The 15,475-nt window shown below is 67.5% G+C and carries 15 protein-coding genes; 10 read left to right on the forward strand and 5 right to left on the reverse strand.

Features of this window, described 5'->3' with window-relative positions; all coding sequences use genetic code 11:
- Positions 1-17: 17 nt before the first annotated feature.
- From nudE to mazG, 3 genes are all read left to right on the forward strand, one after another.
- Positions 18-575: an ADP compounds hydrolase NudE gene (gene nudE / locus ASD55_RS04825; protein ID WP_007809604.1), complete on the forward strand. Its 558-nt coding sequence runs from the start codon at positions 18-20 to the stop codon at positions 573-575.
- On the forward strand, positions 572-1,384 hold the full coding sequence (cysQ, locus tag ASD55_RS04830; protein ID WP_056764077.1) for a 3'(2'),5'-bisphosphate nucleotidase CysQ: 813 nt from the start codon (positions 572-574) through the stop codon (positions 1,382-1,384). Before nudE ends, cysQ begins: the two co-directional genes overlap by 4 nt.
- A 106-nt stretch (positions 1,385-1,490) precedes the next feature.
- Positions 1,491-2,294, forward strand: a complete 804-nt coding sequence (mazG, locus tag ASD55_RS04835) for a nucleoside triphosphate pyrophosphohydrolase (protein WP_082542638.1) — start codon at positions 1,491-1,493, stop codon at positions 2,292-2,294.
- 53 nt (positions 2,295-2,347) lie between these two features.
- Here mazG and ASD55_RS04840 read toward each other — a convergent pair whose 3' ends face one another.
- Positions 2,348-2,857, reverse strand: a complete 510-nt coding sequence (locus tag ASD55_RS04840; protein ID WP_056764079.1) for a hypothetical protein — start codon at positions 2,855-2,857, stop codon at positions 2,348-2,350.
- Between the two features lie 150 nt (positions 2,858-3,007).
- Between ASD55_RS04840 and ASD55_RS04845 the strand changes: the two genes are divergently transcribed.
- Complete coding sequence (locus tag ASD55_RS04845) at positions 3,008-3,793, forward strand: DUF4097 family beta strand repeat-containing protein (protein WP_056717831.1); 786 nt, start codon at positions 3,008-3,010, stop codon at positions 3,791-3,793.
- 9 nt (positions 3,794-3,802) lie between these two features.
- Here the strand turns inward: ASD55_RS04845 and ASD55_RS04850 are convergent, their stop codons facing one another.
- The 3 genes from ASD55_RS04850 to ASD55_RS04860 form a co-directional block, all read right to left on the reverse strand.
- Positions 3,803-4,942, reverse strand: a complete 1,140-nt coding sequence (locus ASD55_RS04850) for an SLC13 family permease (RefSeq protein ID WP_056764081.1) — start codon at positions 4,940-4,942, stop codon at positions 3,803-3,805.
- A gap of 127 nt (positions 4,943-5,069) precedes the next feature.
- Positions 5,070-7,547: an FtsX-like permease family protein gene (locus ASD55_RS04855; RefSeq protein ID WP_056764083.1), complete on the reverse strand. Its 2,478-nt coding sequence runs from the start codon at positions 7,545-7,547 to the stop codon at positions 5,070-5,072.
- Entirely contained in the window at positions 7,544-8,242 is a 699-nt protein-coding gene (locus ASD55_RS04860) for an ATP-binding cassette domain-containing protein (protein ID WP_056764085.1), read from the reverse strand. Before ASD55_RS04860 ends, ASD55_RS04855 begins: the two co-directional genes overlap by 4 nt.
- On the opposite strand from ASD55_RS04860, the gene ASD55_RS04865 reads away from it, so the two are divergent.
- The 3 genes from ASD55_RS04865 to ASD55_RS04875 all read left to right on the forward strand — a co-directional run bounded on the left by ASD55_RS04865 (position 8,241) and on the right by ASD55_RS04875 (position 10,770).
- On the forward strand, positions 8,241-8,888 hold the full coding sequence (locus ASD55_RS04865; RefSeq protein WP_056717835.1) for an arylesterase: 648 nt from the start codon (positions 8,241-8,243) through the stop codon (positions 8,886-8,888). The genes ASD55_RS04860 and ASD55_RS04865 overlap by 2 nt on opposite strands.
- An 84-nt stretch (positions 8,889-8,972) precedes the next feature.
- Positions 8,973-9,704 carry a response regulator transcription factor gene (locus ASD55_RS04870; RefSeq protein ID WP_056717836.1) on the forward strand — a complete coding sequence of 244 codons (732 nt, stop codon included), beginning with the start codon at positions 8,973-8,975 and terminating at the stop codon, positions 9,702-9,704.
- 112 nt (positions 9,705-9,816) lie between these two features.
- Positions 9,817-10,770, forward strand: a complete 954-nt coding sequence (locus ASD55_RS04875) for a HAMP domain-containing sensor histidine kinase (RefSeq protein ID WP_235577719.1) — start codon at positions 9,817-9,819, stop codon at positions 10,768-10,770.
- Positions 10,771-10,837: 67 nt separating this feature from the next.
- On the opposite strand, the gene ASD55_RS18960 is transcribed toward ASD55_RS04875, so the two are convergent.
- Positions 10,838-12,193, reverse strand: coding sequence for a 3-oxoacid CoA-transferase (locus ASD55_RS18960; RefSeq protein ID WP_056764087.1), 1,356 nt, complete (start codon positions 12,191-12,193; stop codon positions 10,838-10,840).
- A gap of 234 nt (positions 12,194-12,427) precedes the next feature.
- Between ASD55_RS18960 and ASD55_RS04885 the strand changes: the two genes are divergently transcribed.
- From ASD55_RS04885 to ASD55_RS04895, 3 genes are all read left to right on the forward strand, one after another.
- Entirely contained in the window at positions 12,428-12,796 is a 369-nt protein-coding gene (locus ASD55_RS04885; RefSeq protein ID WP_056717839.1) for a BlaI/MecI/CopY family transcriptional regulator, read from the forward strand.
- Positions 12,786-14,375 (forward strand): M56 family metallopeptidase, encoded by a 1,590-nt coding sequence (locus tag ASD55_RS04890; RefSeq protein ID WP_056764089.1) that lies wholly within the window; start codon positions 12,786-12,788, stop codon positions 14,373-14,375. The genes ASD55_RS04885 and ASD55_RS04890 overlap by 11 nt, the downstream gene beginning before the upstream one ends.
- 94 nt (positions 14,376-14,469) lie before the next feature.
- Complete coding sequence (locus ASD55_RS04895; protein WP_056764091.1) at positions 14,470-15,471, forward strand: isoaspartyl peptidase/L-asparaginase; 1,002 nt, start codon at positions 14,470-14,472, stop codon at positions 15,469-15,471.
- Positions 15,472-15,475 lie beyond the last annotated feature (4 nt).

The following is a 15,475-nucleotide window of genomic DNA, read 5'->3' on the forward strand; positions in this document are numbered from 1 at the left end:
CGAGCTAGAATGGCCGGATGCGCAAACTACCGATCATCCACGCGACCCGCGACGTCACCGACAGCCATTTCCTGCACGTGGAGCAGGTCGACCTGGAGTTTTCCAACGGCGAGCGCCGCACCTACGAGCGGCTGAAGGGAAGCGGCCTGGGTGCGGTCATCATCGTGCCGATGCTGGATGACGAGACGGTGCTGCTGGTGCGCGAATACGGCGGTGGCGTGGGACGCTACGAGCTCGGTCTGCCCAAGGGGCGGCTGGACCAGGACGAGACCGCCGAACAGGGCGCCGAGCGCGAGCTGAAGGAGGAGATCGGCTACGGCGCGCACAAGCTGAAGATCCTGCACAACCTGTCGCTGTCGCCGTCGTACATGACGCACATGGCGCACGTGGTGCTGGCCCAGGACCTGTATCCCGAGAAACTGGTCGGCGACGAACCGGAAGAACTCGAAGTGGTGCCGTGGAAGATGTCCGAACTGCACACCTTGCTCGGCCGTGACGACGTCACCGAAGGGCGCTCGATCGCCGCGCTGTTCATGGCCCGCGAATATCTTGCCGGAAGGTTCCGGAAATCATGAGCATGCCGCCCGAACTGGCAAGGAAGATCGGCGTCATCGCACGCGCGGCGGGGGTGGCCATCCTGGATGTCTACCACGGCGATTTCACGGTACAGATGAAGGACGATGCCTCGCCGCTGACCGCCGCCGACCTTGCCGCCCAGCAGGCCATCATGGCGGGCCTGTCTGCGCTCGATGAGCAATGGCCGGTGCTGTCGGAGGAAGCCAGCGCGCGGCCGTGGTCCGAGCGCCAGCAATGGTCGCGCTACTGGCTGGTCGATCCGCTCGACGGCACTCGCGAGTTCGTCAAGCGCAACGGCGAATTCACCGTCAACATCGCCCTGATCGACGACCGCCGCAGCGTGCTCGGCGTCGTGCTGGCGCCGGTGACCGGCGAGCTGTACGTCGCCGCGCAGGGCCAGGGCGCCTGGCTGCAGACACAAGCGGACGGCGCGTGGCAACGCATCCATGCACGGGCGCTGGCGCAACCGCCGACGGTGGCAGGCAGCCGCTCGCACGGTGGTGCGCAGGGCGAGGTGCTGCAACGCCTGATCGGCGACGACTACCGGATGGTGCCGCTGGGCTCGTCGCTGAAATTCTGCCTGATCGCGCGCGGTGATGCGGACGTCTATCTGCGCCTGGGCCCCACCAGCGAATGGGACACCGCGGCGGCACAATGCGTGCTCGACGAGGCCGGCGGCGCCGTGCTGGATCTGGCCGGCCAGCCGTTCCGCTACAACCGGGGCGAATCGCTGCTGAATCCGGAGTTCATCGCGGTGGGCGATCGCAGCATCGACTGGGTCGCACGGCTGCTCAAAGGCGAGGAGTGAGTGAAAAGGAGCGAGTAGCGAGAGGGCTCACGCTCCATCCCGCTCCCTCACGCCGGCTTCCTGGCTTTCTCTCACTCCTCACTCCTCTCCACTCACTTTTCATCTCATGACCAAACACCGCCTCGATGATCTGCTAGCCATCATGGCGCGCCTGCGCGATCCGCAGAACGGTTGTCCGTGGGATGTGCAACAGGACTTTTCCTCGATCGCGGCCTATACCATCGAGGAGGCCTACGAGGTCGCCGATGCGATCGATCGGCAGGACTGGACCGACCTTTGCGACGAACTCGGCGACCTGCTGCTGCAGGTGGTTTTCCACGCGCAGATGGCCTCCGAGCGCGGCCTGTTCGAGTTCGCCGACGTGGCCCACGCGATCAGCGCGAAGATGCTGCGCCGCCACCCCCACGTGTTCGGCGACACGCGCTACGCCGACCTCACCGAGCAGATGCAGGCGTGGGAGCAGATCAAGTCGGCCGAGCGTGCGGCGAAAGGCGCGTCGATGGACGACAGTGCGCTGGCCGGCATCTCGACGGGCCTGCCGGAGTGGAAGCGGGCGTACAAGCTTCAGCAGCGCGCTGCCGCCACCGGCTTCGAATGGCCGGGCCCCGAGCCGGTGCTGGAGAAGCTGGCCGAGGAAGTGGAGGAGGTGCGGGTCGAATTCGCCGACGGCGCCGATCCTGCGCGCCTGCAGGATGAAATCGGCGACGTGCTGTTCGTGATGGTGAACTTGGCACGCCACGCCGGCGTCGACTTCTCGCAGGCGCTGCGGCATGCCAACGCGAAGTTCGAGCGCCGTTTCCGGCAGATGGAACAGCTGGCCGCGGCCGAGGGCACGGCGTTCGCCGAGCGCACGCTCGATGAACAGGAGCAACTGTGGCAGCGCGCCAAGCAGGCCGAGCGGGCATCCTGAAACGGCGCGATGGCCGGAGCCATCGCGTCGCCCGTTCTTCGCCTCGGCGGAACCTACTTGGCCGCGGGGGCAGCCTGGCCGGCACGCTGCTGCCAGGCGGCGCGCATCTTCTCGTGCTCGGCACGCATCTTCGCCTCGTTGGCCAGGTTTTCATCCAGCCCCTTGCGCAGGGTGGCGATCGCCTGATCCACGTTCGCCGGCTGCGCCTGCAGGCGAGCCAGGCGCTGGTAGACGTAGTCACGCACCTGCGGGTCCTGCGACTTGGTCAGTACGTCGTTGTAGACCGCGGCCATCTCCTTGCCGCGGCCGGCCTGCGTGTACAGCCGTTCCAGCGCATGCAGGTCGCCGATCACTCCGTCGTGCCCGCGGCCGTGCCCGCGATCGAAGTCGTGCGAGCGCATGCGCATGCGCATCGCATCGCCATGGTCGCCCGGGAGGATGTGCATGGACTTGCCCTTTTTGGCGGGCGGTGCAGGCGGCGGCGTATTCTGGGCCATCACGAAGGTGGCCGATCCGGCGATCATCAGGGCCAGCGTGGAAGCGAGCAGGGTCTTGCGATGCATGGTCTGTCTCCGTGATGGGTACACAGCAGGAACGCGGCGGGGCGGCACGGGTTGACCGGCGCGCTCGTGTCGCCCGCTTGCAACCCTTTGGCGGGCAGCGGCATCCCAACCGGTGTCGACCCACCGCGTCCATCCCTCAAGGAGAGTTCCATGCGCCGTATTCTCACCGCAGCCCTGCTGCTCGCCCCGTTCGCCTGCTTCGCCGCCAGCCCCTGCAAATATGAGGCGCCGCGCAACCTGCAGCTGGACCTGGCCGGCGTGCACGGCGTCCAGATCGACGTGCACAGCCAGGATCTGCACCTGACCGGCAGCGATGGCAGCAAGGGACTGACCCTGACCGGCCGCGCCTGTGCATCGAGCCAGGCGGTGCTGGACAAGTTGCAGGTCACCCAGCGTCGCGACGGCGACCAGCTGCTCATCGACATCGGTGGCGATGGCGGCGGCTTCACCCTCAACCTGTTCGGCGGCGACTCCTACGCCAGCCTCGAAGTCACCATGCAGTTGCCCGCCAACCTGCCGGTGACCTTGCGCGTCGGCTCCGGCGACGCCGACGTGACCGGCGTGCAACAGCTGCAGGCCAGCGTGGGATCGGGCGACCTGCACGTGCGCCAGCTGTCGGGCAAGCTCGGCGCCAGCGTGGGTTCGGGCGATGTCGACGCCACCGACATCGGCAGCCTCGACCTGGGCTCGGTCGGCTCCGGCGATTTCAAGGCCGAGGGCGTCAAGGGCGATGCCCGCATCGGCAGCATCGGTTCGGGCGACGTCACCCTGCGCCAGGTCGGTGGCAGCGTGCGCGCCGACACGCTGGGCTCCGGCGATCTCGACGTCAGCGACGTGGGTGGCGATTTCAACCTGGGCGCCAAGGGCAGTGGCGACGTCAATCACTCGGGCGTGAAGGGCAAGGTCAGCGTGCCGCACGACAACGACGACGACTGATCGGGCCGGTCAGCCCAGCCAGCGCCACGCCAGGTAGGCCAGCGGCGCACAGACCAGCAGAAACGGTATCGAGACCCGGTGCAGCAGCCGCAGCCCCTGCGGCTGCTTCGCCAGGCGCAGGGCGATCAGGTTGGCCAGCGAACCGATCGCCACGCCAAAGCCGCCCACGTTCACCGCGACCGCCAGCGCGATCGGGTCCGGCGTACGTTCGAGCAGCAGCACCGTCGCCGGCACGTTGCTGATCAGCTGGGCGGCGACGATGCCGCTGGCATACAGGGTCAGCGGATGATCGAGGTCGAGCCGGTCCAGCGCCTGCTGCACCAGCGGCAGGCTGGAAAAATGGCCGAGCCCGACGAAGATCGCGGCGAAGGTGGCCAGCAGCAGCCAGTCGATCCGTGCCAGGCTCGGCCGCGCCAGCAGCGCATACGACAGCAGCAACAGCCCGGCCCCCAGCGGCGCCTGGCCGTATTCCATGGCGAGCACCATGCCGACCAGGGCGGCCATCGACCATGCGCCCAGCCGCGCCGATGCCACGGCGCCGTCGATCCGGTGCGGGTTCAACGCCACGCGGTCGCGCGGCAGCCACAGCCAGGCGAATCCGGCGACCAGCACCAGCATCACCATCGCCGCCGGCAGCATCGCCGCGGCGAAGTGCAGGAACGGCAGCTTCGAGTGCTGCCACAACAGCAGGTTCTGCGGATTGCCGATCGGGCTCAGGGTGGAGCCCGCGTTCACCGCCAGGGCTTCCAGCACCACCATGCGCAGCACCGGCAAATTCGAAACGCTGCCGATCGCCAGGGTCAGCGGCACGATCAGGAACAGGCTCACGTCATTGGTGAGCACCATCGACAGCAGCGCCGTCGCCACCACCAGCAACAGGCCCAGGCTGCGCAGCGAATGCGCGCGCGCCACCACGGCCACGGCGGCATGCTGCACCAGGCCGCTGTCGCGGATGCCCTGGATCGCGATCAGCAGGCCGGTGAGGCCCGCCAGCGTGGGCAGCTGCAGCCAATGCCGATAGCTGCCCGGTGGCTGCGGATCGAAGATCGCCAGCGCGATGGCCAGCACCGCGAACAGGCACAGCAGCCACTCATCCGCGAGGCGCTGGCGCAGGGTTGCAGTCGTCGGCGGCGTCGGGCGGGAGGGCATCGGCGCAACTCTATCAGTCGCGCCGGGCGTTCCGTTCAGAGCCTGTGGGGAAAACCACCTCCGGTGGTTTCTTCCATCGCACGTCCGGTCCATGTCCGGCCTCAGAGGTTGAAAGACTCACAACCGCTCACCCCTCGCGCAGCAGGCGCATCGGTGGCGTGCGGCTGACTTTGCGGGTGCCGGCCAGCCCCAGCAGCATCACCACGAAGGCTGCGAGCAGCGCCGCCAGTGCCAGTGGTGTGAACGGCGGCACGAAGCCGTCGATATGGAACACGGCCTGGCCCAGCCACAGGCCCGCTCCCGCTGCGCCGAACGCGGCGGTCAGCCCGGCCACCAGGCCGAGCAAGGCGAATTCGCAGGCGGCCGCCACGCGCAATTGCCCCCGACGGGCGCCCAGCGTGCGCAGCAGCGCGGCTTCGTGGCGTCTTTCCGCCGCGCTGGAGGCGAGCGCCGCGATCAGCACCAGCGCGCCGGCGAGCAGGCTGAAGCCGAGAATCCAGCGCACCGCATTGCCGACCCGCTCGATGATCTCGCGCACCCGATCGAGCAGCGCATCGACGTCGACCAGGCTGAGGTTCGGATAGTCGCGCGACAGCTGCGCCAACTGCGTGGCATGGCCGCGGGCAAGGTGGAAGCTGGCCAGCCAGCTGTGCGGCAGGTCGCCCGCGTGGGCCGGATCGAGCAGCAGGAAGAAGTTGACCCGGAACGAACTCCAGTCCACCTTGCGCACGCTGCTGACGGTGGCGTCGATGCGGCCTTCGCCCACGTCGAAACTCATCGTGTCGCCCGGCTTCAGGGCGAACATGTCGCGCCACATGGTGTCGACCGAGACCTCGGCCCGCGCCGGATGCGCGCCTTGCCAATGGCCGGCAACCACTTCGTTCGCGGGTGGCAGCTCGGCCGACCAGGACAGGCGCAGCTGGCGGTCGACCCATTCCTTCGCGCGCGGGTCCTCGAAGTGCAACTGGTCAATCGGCCGTCCGTTGATCGCGGTGAGCTTGCCCACGGCCAGCGGCAGCATGTTCAGCTGGTCGCCGCCCGTCGCGGCCAGCGATTGCGCGAAACCCGGGCGCTGGTCGTCCTGCAGGTTCAGCGCGAACCAGTTCGGTGCGTCCGCCGGCAGCTCCTGACGCCAGCCCTGCAGCAGCGAGGGTGCCACCACGGCCAGCAACAGCAGCGCGCACAGCCCGAGGCTGAGCGCGGTGGCCTGGATCACGCTCAACGCGGGGCGTCGCGCCAGCGCGGCCAGACCCAGGCGCAAGGCCGGATGCGCGCCGGGCGCAATGCGGCGGGCCAGCCACAGCAGCGCGCCGGAAAGCAGCGCCGCGATCAGCGCCACGCCGAGCAGGCTGGCGGCGAGGATGCCGGCCAGCTGCAGCGAGCTGCTCTGGCTCCAGATCAGGCCCAGCGCCACCAGCAGCGGAATCAGGTACAGCGCATCGAAGCGGCGCACCCGTCGCTGCAGGCTCTGGCGGAACACCGCCACCGGCGGCACCTCGGCCAGCCGCGCCAGCGGTGGCAGGGCGAAGCCGACCAGCACGGCGATCCCCATCGCCGCGGCGGCGAATGCCGGCAGCAGCGGCAGCAGGGTCGGCACGTTGCCGAACAGCTGGCTGGCCAGCAGCCAGGCCAGCTGCGACAGCCCCAGCGCCAGCACGATGCCCAACGAAGTTGCCGGCACGGCCAGGGCGGCGAGCGTGCCCAGCAGCAGTGCCAGCACGCGCCGTCGCGGCGTGCCCAGGGCGCGCAGCAGGGCGACTTCGGCGGTCTTGCGACGAGCGTAGCGCTGCGCCGACAGCGCGATCGCGATGCCCGCCAGCAGCGCCGAGAGCAGGGCGGTCAGGCGCAGGAAGGCACCGGCACGGTCGAAGGCGCTGCGCATGCGTTCCTGGGTCTGCTCGGGCGTGATCAGTTGCGCGCCCTGCGGCAGGCCGGTCGACTGCGTCCAGTCACGCCAGCGTTGCACGGCCGTGGGCGTGCCGGCCAGCAACAGGCGATGACGGGCGCGACTGCCGACGCCGAGCAGGCCGGCCTGTTCGGCATCGGCCAGGTTCATCAGGGCGCGTGGCGCCAGCGCCAGCAGCTCGCCGCCATCGGGCTGGCGGATCAGTTCGGCGGCGATGGTCAGTTCACGGCCGCCCAGCTGCAGCGGCTGGCCGACCTTCAGATTCAGTGCGACCAGCGCACGATGGTCGAGATAGACCTCGCCACTGGCCGGTCCGCCGCTGCGGCGTTCCGCGGTGCCGCCCAGTTCCAGCGTGCCTCGCAGGGGATAGGCCGCATCGACCGCCTGCACGTCGAGCAGTTGGGCCTGTTCGTGGGCGAACGCCACGCTGGGAAAACTGGCGGTGCGGGACAGCGACAGGCCGTCTGCACGCGCCTGCTTGGCGTAGGTCGCCGGCAAGGCCTGTGGCGAAGAAATGCCCAGGTCGCCGCCGATCAGTTCGGCGGCGCTGGCCAGCATGCCGCGTTCGATCCGCGTGGCAAGGGTGGCGACCACGCCGAGCGCGACCACGGCCAGCACCAGCGACGCGGCCAGCGTGCGCAGTTCCGGCAGATGCCATTCGCGGCGCAGGCTGCGCAGGGACAGGCGCCACAGGTTCACGCTTGCTCCCCCTGCGCCGGCAGCACGCGCCCTTCTTCCAGCTCGATGCGCCGATCGCAGCGCGCGGCCAGGGTGGCGTCATGGGTGACCAGCACCAGGGTGGTGTGGTGGTCGCGGTTCAGGGCGAACAGCAGGTCGCAGATGTGGTGGCCGGTGCGCTGGTCGAGGTTGCCGGTGGGTTCGTCGGCGAACAGCACGCGGGGGCGGTGGACGAAGGCGCGGGCGATCGCCACGCGCTGCTGCTCGCCGCCGGAGAGCTGGGCCGGGTAGTGCCGGCGGCGCGAGCCCAGTCCCACCGCTTCCAGCGCGTCGCGGGCGCGGGCACGCGCGTCGCTGCTGCCCTCCAGCTCCAGTGGCAGCATCACGTTTTCCTCGGCGGTCAGCGCCGGCAGCAGATGAAACGACTGGAACACGAAGCCGACCAGCCGCCGGCGCAGGTCGGCGCGGGCCTCCTCGTCCAGCGTCTGCAGCGCATAGCCGTCCAGCACGATGCCGCCGCTGTTCGGCGTATCCAGGCCGGCCAGCAGGCCGAGCAGGGTGGTCTTGCCGGAACCGGAGGCGCCCACGATGGCGAAACTTTCGCCGGGGCGGATCTGCAGGCTGACCTTGTCGAGGATGTCCAGCCTTCCCTCGGGGCCATCGACCGACTTGCTAACATCGTGGGCTTCAAGCAGCGGTCGGGAAGAATCACTCATGCGTCGAAGCCTTTGTTGGTGGTTGTGCGGCGGGTTGTTGTTCGGTTGGCTGGGCACGGCGCAGGCCGCCACGCCGAACACCGTGCTGGTCCTGGGTGATTCGCTGTCTGCCGCGCACAACATCCCGGTCGAGTCCGGCTGGGTGCATCTGCTGGATGCGCGTCTGTCCACCATGGTGCCGAAATGGACCGCGGTCAATGCCAGCATCAGCGGCGAGACGTCGTTGAGCGGACGCAACCGCCTGCCGACCCTGCTGAAGAAGTACCACCCCGCCGTGCTGGTGCTGGAGTTGGGCGCCAATGACGGCCTGCGTGGCCTGCCGTTGCCCGCGCTGCGCGCCAATCTCGACGCGATGATCGTGGCGGCACAACAGGCGAAAGTGCCCGTGCTGCTGGTCGGCATCGAGCTGCCGGTGAACTACGGCCCGCAGTATCGCGATGGCCTGCGGGCGATCTATGCCGACCTTGCCCGCAGCCGCGGCACGGCGCTGGTGCCCTTCCTGCTGCAAGGCATTGCGCTCGACCCGGCGAAGATGCAGGCCGACGGCATGCATCCGGTCGCGGCGGCCCAGCCGCAGGTACTCGACACCGTGTGGCAGCAGCTGCAACCCCTGTTGGGCCGGGGAGCCAAACCCAACGGTCTCTGAATCGTCGCTGGTCGTTTCACATTCCCCTCACCTTGGCGCCGCTTTCATCTTCACTTATGTGAAATCACGGATGGGATTGACGACATGACCGTACACGACGAGCAAGCAGGCCTGATTCTGTTGGTGGAAGACAACCGCCAGATCGCCGAGATGGTGGGCGAATTTCTCGAACGCCGTGGCTATTCCGTCGATTACGCGGCCGATGGGGTCAGCGGCCTGCACCTGGCGGTGTCCAACAGCTATGACGTACTGGTGCTGGACCTGATGCTGCCGGGACTGGACGGACTGGAGGTCTGCCGCAAGCTGCGCAAGGAGGCCAAGAAGTCCACCCCGGTGCTGATGCTGACCGCGCGCGACACGCTGGAAGACAAGCTGGCCGGGCTGGAAGCCGGTGCGGACGATTACCTGGTCAAGCCGTTCGAGGTGCGCGAGCTGGAAGCCAGGGTGCGTGCCCTGATCCGCCGCGACCGTCGCCAGGTCTCCACCGAGGTGCTCACGGTGGGCGACATGACGCTGGATACCGCCACCCTGCAACTGACCCGCGAGGGCCAGGAGCTGACCGTCTCGCCGATCGGCCTGAAACTGCTGGCGATCCTGATGCGCGAGTCGCCCCGCGTGGTCAGCCGACGCGACATCGAGCGCGAGATCTGGGGCGACACGCTGCCCGACTCCGACACCTTGCGCTCGCATCTGTACAACCTGCGTCGGGTCATCGACAAACCCTTCGCACGACCCCTGCTACACACCATCCATTCGGCAGGTTATCGACTCGCGGATCTGGAATCCGAAGTCGCTTCCTCGCCCGAGACGGCGTGACCCGCGGTGACCGTGACAGAGATGGCCATGACCGAGATGACAAGTACAGGAAATGGATAGCCGGGTCACCATAGCCGCATCACCGACGGGTGCGTTCCGTCGACGCATTGCCATGGTTTTCGCGTTGCAGTTCGTGACGGTGGTCTTCGTCTGCGTGCTGGGCATGTACAACGTGATTCCCACGCCCCTGGTGATTGCGGTGATCGTGGTGATCACGGCGCTGGCATGGTTCATCACCCGGCGGGAATGGCGCCCGGTACGGGCGCTGGCACGCGTGGTCAACCGCTGGGACGGCCAGTCGCCGGACCCCGGACTGCTGCGGGTCGAACAGTTGTCGGCGCATACCGATGCGGACGTGGCCTCGCTCACCCGCGGATTGCACGGCTTCGCCGTGCGCCTGGCCAACTACAACCAGCGTGAGCGCAACTTCACCCGTGACGCCAGCCACGAATTGCGCAGCCCGCTCACCGTGATCAAGATGTCGGTCGACATGCTGGCCGAGGAAGACGGGCTCAGCGACTTCGGCAACCGCTCGGTGCGCCGCATCAAGCGCGCCACGCGCGAGATGGAAGTCCTGGTGGAGGCCCTGCTGGTACTGGCGCGCGAAGCGGACAGCCCGATGGACGATCGCCATTTCATCGTCAACGATGTGCTGCAGGAAGAACTGGAGGCCGCCCGCGAGATGCTGTCGGGTCGGCCGATCGAGTTGCTGCTGGAAGAGCCTGCGCGGTTTGCCCTGCAGGGCTCTCCGCAGGCATTGTCGGTGCTGTGCTGGCAGCTGATCCGCAACGCGTCCCAGCAGACCGAGCAGGGACGGGTGGTGATCAGCGTGCTGCCGGGGATGATCAGCGTACGCAATCATGCCGAGGTGCTGGAAACGGGGTCCGCCCATTCCCCGCCGGTGGGAAACGTGGACCGGCACGGTTTCGAGCTGGCGATCGCCCAACGGATCAGCGACCGTTTCGCCTGGTCGCTGGAACTGCAGACCCTGCCCGGCAGGGAGAACGTGGCAAGCATCCACTTTCCGCATCCGCTGCCCGCCGAGGTGGTGGAAGCCGGCTTGTAAAGCGGACATCGTCTGCCGGCACGTCCGCTTCAGAAGCGAGGCGGGCCGTGCCCGCCGCGCTTGAGCGTCACGGGGTCGGCAGTGCCACGTCGAACGCGCAGCCGGTCTTCGCCTTCACGTCGTCCAGACTCACGCCTTCGTTGAGTTCGAGCAGGGTCAGACCCTTGCCTTTCTCGACCGCGAACACGCACAGGTCGGTGATGATCAGGTCGACCACCTGCTTGCCGGTCAGCGGCAGGTCGCACTGCTCCTTGATCTTCGGCGAACCGTCCTTCGCGCAATGCTCCATCAGCACCACCACGCGCTTGACGCCGCTGACCAGGTCCATCGCCCCGCCCGGGCCCTTGACCATCTTGCCTGGCACCATCCAGTTGGCCAGGTCGCCGTGCGCGGAGACTTCCAGGCCGCCCAGGATCGACAGGTCGATGTGGCCGCCGCGGATCATCGCGAACGAATCGGCGCTGGAGAAGAAGCTGGAGCCGGGCAGGGTGGTGATGGTCTGCTTGCCGGCATTGATCAGGTCGGGATCGAGCTGGTCCTCGGTCGGGAACGGGCCGATGCCGAGCAGGCCGTTCTCCGATTGCAGGGTGACGCTGACGCCCTCGGGGATGTAGTTCGCCACCATGGTGGGAATGCCGATGCCCAGGTTCACGTAGAAGCCATCCCGCAGTTCCTGCGCGGCGCGCTTGGCCATCGCCACGCGGATCGGGCTTTCCTTCGCGCCGACCACGCCGGCGAGGGTGCGGAACTCGATGCGCTTCTCGTACTTCGCGCCCTGCACGATGCGGTCGACGTAGATGCCCGGCACGTGGATGTTGTTCGGGTCCAGTTCGCCCACCGGCACCAGGTGCTCGACCTCGGCCACGCAGGCCTTGCCGCAGGTGGCGATCATCGGGTTGAAGTTGCGCGCGGTCTCGCGGAACACCAGGTTGCCGTGCGCGTCGCCCTTCCACGCCTTCACGATCGACAGGTCGGCGGTGATCGATTCCTCCAGCACGTATTCCTTGCCGCCGAAGACCTTGGTCTCCTTGCCCTCGGCCAATTTGGTGCCGAAGCCGGTGCGCGTGTAGAAACCGGGGATGCCGGCGCCGCCGGCGCGCAGCTTCTCGGCCAGCGTGCCCTGCGGGGTCAGGTGCAGTTCGAGTTCGCCGGCCAGCGTCTGCCGCTCGAATTCCTTGTTCTCGCCGACGTACGATGCGTAGACCCGCTTCACCTGATGCGTCTTCAGCAGCGGACCCATGCCGAAATCGTCCACGCCGGCGTTGTTGCCGACGATGGTCAGATCCTTCGTGCCGGCTTCGAGCAACGCGCCGATCAGGTTCTCGGGGATGCCACACAAGCCGAAACCGCCAGCCGCGATGGTCATGCCATCGGCCAACAGACCATCAAGGGCCTTCGCGGCGCTGGGATAAACCTTGTCCATTGCTGTGCCTTCCTGCAGGGAGAGTCAGCTGACAAGGATACGACGGATTGCACCGGATCGACCTTGTACCAAGGTCCGAGGCCTGCGTGTCCACTTAGGAGTCACGTCGTTCCGACGACCCCTGCATCGGGTTCCGGCGCTGCGGCGAAACGGTTCCTGCCCACGCGAAAGAGGCTTGACGCAGTCAATTACACGTGTAAACATCATTCCACTTACACATGTAAACGGTGCCCCATGGCAATCAGTGAAGCCGAAGCCGTCGTGATGGACGTGTTGTGGCGCGAAGCGCCGCGTACCGCCGAAGAAATCCTCGCCGAGGTCGGCCCGGCGCAAAACTGGCAGGAAGGCACGGTCAAGTCCCTGCTCAACCGCCTGCTGCGCAAGAAGGCCGTGCACGCCGAGCGCGACGGCCGCCGCTACCTCTACACGCCGCTGCTGACCCGCGAGCAGTACGTGCAGCAGGAGAGCAAGGGCCTGCTCGACCGCCTGTTCGGCGGTCGCGTGGCGCCGCTGGTGGCGCACTTCTCCGAGCAGCGCAAACTGTCGAAGAAGGACATCGCCGAGCTGCGCAAGCTGCTGAAGGAGCTCGACGATGAGCAGTGAGGCCGCGATCGACTGGCTCGGGCGCGGCTGGTTGCTGGTGCTGGCCTTCACCGCTGCCGTGCTGGTGGTGGCCCTGCTGCGCCGGCCATGCCGCCGGCTGTTCGGCGCCGAGCGGGCATTCCAGCTGTGGCTGTTGCCGCCATTGGCGATGCTGGCCAGCCAGTTGCCGCATGTGGCTGAAGCGCCGGTCGTGGTGCTGTCGCCGGTGGTGATCGCGATCACCTCGGCCGCCGCTGCATTGCCGGTGCATGCGGCGGCATCAGGTGCCATCGACTGGCGCGTCCTTGCGATGCTGGCCTGGGTCGCCGGCAGCGTGTGCAGTCTGGTGCTGGCCGCGCTGGTGCAGCAGCGCTACCGGCGCTGCCTGCGCGGAGCCACCGCCATGCCCGTCTCTTTGTCGCGCTGGCCGGTGTTGCGTGCCGTCGGCACGGATGTCGGCCCGGCCCTTGTCGGCGCCTGGCGCACGCGCATCGTGCTGCCGGCGGATTTCGAGCAGCGCTACGACGCCAGCGAACGCATGCTGATCCTCGCACATGAGACGGCGCATGCGCGCCGCCACGACGGCTGGTGGTGCCTGTGCGCCCAGCTGACGGTCGCGCTGTTCTGGTTTCACCCGCTGGCCTGGTGGGCGCTTGCCGCACTTCGCCACGACCAGGAACTGGCCTGCGACGCCGCCGTGCTGCGCGAACACGGCGAGCAGCGACGCAGCTATGCGAACGCGATGTTGAAGACCCAGTCGGCCGCATTCGCGCTGCCGGTGGGTTGCACCTGGTCCCCTCGTCATCCACTCACGGAGCGCATTGCCATGTTGAAACTGCAACAGCCCGATATCTCGCGCCAGCGCACTGGCCGTGTTTTCCTCGCCATCTTCGCCCTCGGCATGACTGCAGCCGTCTACGCCGCGACACCCTCGCCGCAGGCAAGGAACGGCGCCGGTACTGGCGATCGGTACACGTTGAAGATCGACATCGCCATGGGTGGCCACCCGGAGTCGATGCATTTCACCCGTTGCGTGAAACCGGGCGAATACACCGAGTTGAGTGGAACCGACACCAGCCAGTTGTCGTGGCAGGGCCGCTTCTCTGTATCACCTGCTGTGTCACCTGCAGCCGCTGGCCAGCTTGAGATCAGTGCGGAGGTCGACACCCGCTTCGATCGTGGTGGCGGCAAGGTGCGGACCCAGTCGGCCAAACCCATCGTGCGAACCATGCCCGGTCAGCAGGCCAGCATCGTGTTTGGCCAGATCATCGACGGCAAGCAAGTTGAAAACGGGAAACTGGAGGACAATACGATCAAGCTCCGTGTGACGCCGAGCAACGGCTGCAGCGGATCGCTTTCGTCACTCGGCAATTCCACGAAAATCGACCAGCGGACAAAGGGTAGGTCGGCGCGGGCACTGGGCGAATCGGTGGCGGCCAAGGCCGGCTTCGTGCTCGTCAATCCGGAGGCTCTGGACAATCGGCTGGTGGCGTCGAACCTTGAACAAGTGCCAGCTACCTCGGCCTTGCAGCTGATTGCGGACGTTGATGGGATGCGCGCCGTGTTCCATGACAACAAGGTGAATTTCGAACCGAAATGATCGCCATGGCTATACTCGCCCGGTTACCGTCCGGGAGAGTGTCGTGAAATCGCGTCATCTGTTTGCCGCCCTTGCAGCCATCGGAATCACCGCCATGAGCCATGCCGCCGTGTCACCCGTCCTGGTGATCCACGGCGGCGCTGGCGTGATCAAGCGCGACATGACGCCGGCCAGGGAGCAGGCGGTACGCGCGGCGATGACGCAGGCTTTGCAGAACGGCTACGCCGAGCTCAAGGCGGGCAAGCCGGCGCTGGACGCGGTGGCCGCCGCGCTTGCCGTGCTGGAGGACGATCCGAATTTCAACGCCGGCAAGGGCGCGGTGTTCACCCATGACGGCAGGAACGAGCTGGATGCGGCGATCATGGACGGCTATACGCTGCGTGCCGGCGCGGTGGCCGGGGTGCAGCGGGTGAAGAATCCGATCCTGCTGGCCCGCGCGGTGATGGAGCATTCGCCCCACGTGATGCTTTCCGGTGACGGTGCCGAGGCGTTTGCGAAGGAGCAGGGCATCACCCTGGTCGATCCCGCGTATTTCCGCACCGAGGAGCGCTGGCAGCAGTTGCAGAAGGCGTTGAAGGAGGACGCAGCGAAGCAGCCCCATGCGGACGTCGAGACGGCCAGACATTTCGGCACCGTGGGCGCGGTGGCGCTGGATGCGCAGGGCCACCTGGCTGCCGGCACGTCCACCGGCGGCATGACCGACAAGCGCTGGGGCCGCATCGGCGATTCGCCGATCATCGGCGCCGGCACTTATGCCAACTCGGGCTGCGCGGTGTCGGGTACGGGCTGGGGCGAGTTCTACATCCGCACCGTGGCCGCGCACGAGATCTGCATGAAGGTGACCCAGATGCGCGTGCCGCTGAAGCGCGCCGCGGCCGAAGTGATCAACCAGGAAATCCCGTCGATGGGTGGCAACGGCGGCGCGATCGCGCTGGATGCGGAAGGCCACATCTCGATCCCGTTCAACACCGATGGCATGTACCGCGGCTGGATCGGCGCCGACGGCGTACCACACGTGGCGCTGTACGGTGACGAGGACGATGGCACCACCGAGATCCCCGAGCCGGCGCCGGCCGAGAGCGTCGCCCAGCCGTAAGCGC

It is taken from the genome of Rhodanobacter sp. Root561 (genome assembly GCF_001427365.1).
Classification (GTDB): domain Bacteria; phylum Pseudomonadota; class Gammaproteobacteria; order Xanthomonadales; family Rhodanobacteraceae; genus Rhodanobacter.

Coding starts and splice junctions, on each gene's coding strand:
- nudE (WP_007809604.1), top strand. CDS start 18: ATGCGCAAACTACCGATCATCCACGCGACCCGCGACGTCACCGACAGC.
- cysQ (WP_056764077.1), top strand. CDS start 572: ATGAGCATGCCGCCCGAACTGGCAAGGAAGATCGGCGTCATCGCACGC.
- mazG (WP_082542638.1), top strand. CDS start 1,491: ATGACCAAACACCGCCTCGATGATCTGCTAGCCATCATGGCGCGCCTG.
- ASD55_RS04840 (WP_056764079.1), bottom strand. CDS start 2,857: ATGCATCGCAAGACCCTGCTCGCTTCCACGCTGGCCCTGATGATCGCC.
- ASD55_RS04845 (WP_056717831.1), top strand. CDS start 3,008: ATGCGCCGTATTCTCACCGCAGCCCTGCTGCTCGCCCCGTTCGCCTGC.
- ASD55_RS04850 (WP_056764081.1), bottom strand. CDS start 4,942: ATGCCCTCCCGCCCGACGCCGCCGACGACTGCAACCCTGCGCCAGCGC.
- ASD55_RS04865 (WP_056717835.1), top strand. CDS start 8,241: ATGCGTCGAAGCCTTTGTTGGTGGTTGTGCGGCGGGTTGTTGTTCGGT.
- ASD55_RS04860 (WP_056764085.1), bottom strand. CDS start 8,242: ATGAGTGATTCTTCCCGACCGCTGCTTGAAGCCCACGATGTTAGCAAG.
- ASD55_RS04870 (WP_056717836.1), top strand. CDS start 8,973: ATGACCGTACACGACGAGCAAGCAGGCCTGATTCTGTTGGTGGAAGAC.
- ASD55_RS04875 (WP_235577719.1), top strand. CDS start 9,817: ATGGTTTTCGCGTTGCAGTTCGTGACGGTGGTCTTCGTCTGCGTGCTG.
- ASD55_RS18960 (WP_056764087.1), bottom strand. CDS start 12,193: ATGGACAAGGTTTATCCCAGCGCCGCGAAGGCCCTTGATGGTCTGTTG.
- ASD55_RS04885 (WP_056717839.1), top strand. CDS start 12,428: ATGGCAATCAGTGAAGCCGAAGCCGTCGTGATGGACGTGTTGTGGCGC.
- ASD55_RS04890 (WP_056764089.1), top strand. CDS start 12,786: ATGAGCAGTGAGGCCGCGATCGACTGGCTCGGGCGCGGCTGGTTGCTG.
- ASD55_RS04895 (WP_056764091.1), top strand. CDS start 14,470: ATGAGCCATGCCGCCGTGTCACCCGTCCTGGTGATCCACGGCGGCGCT.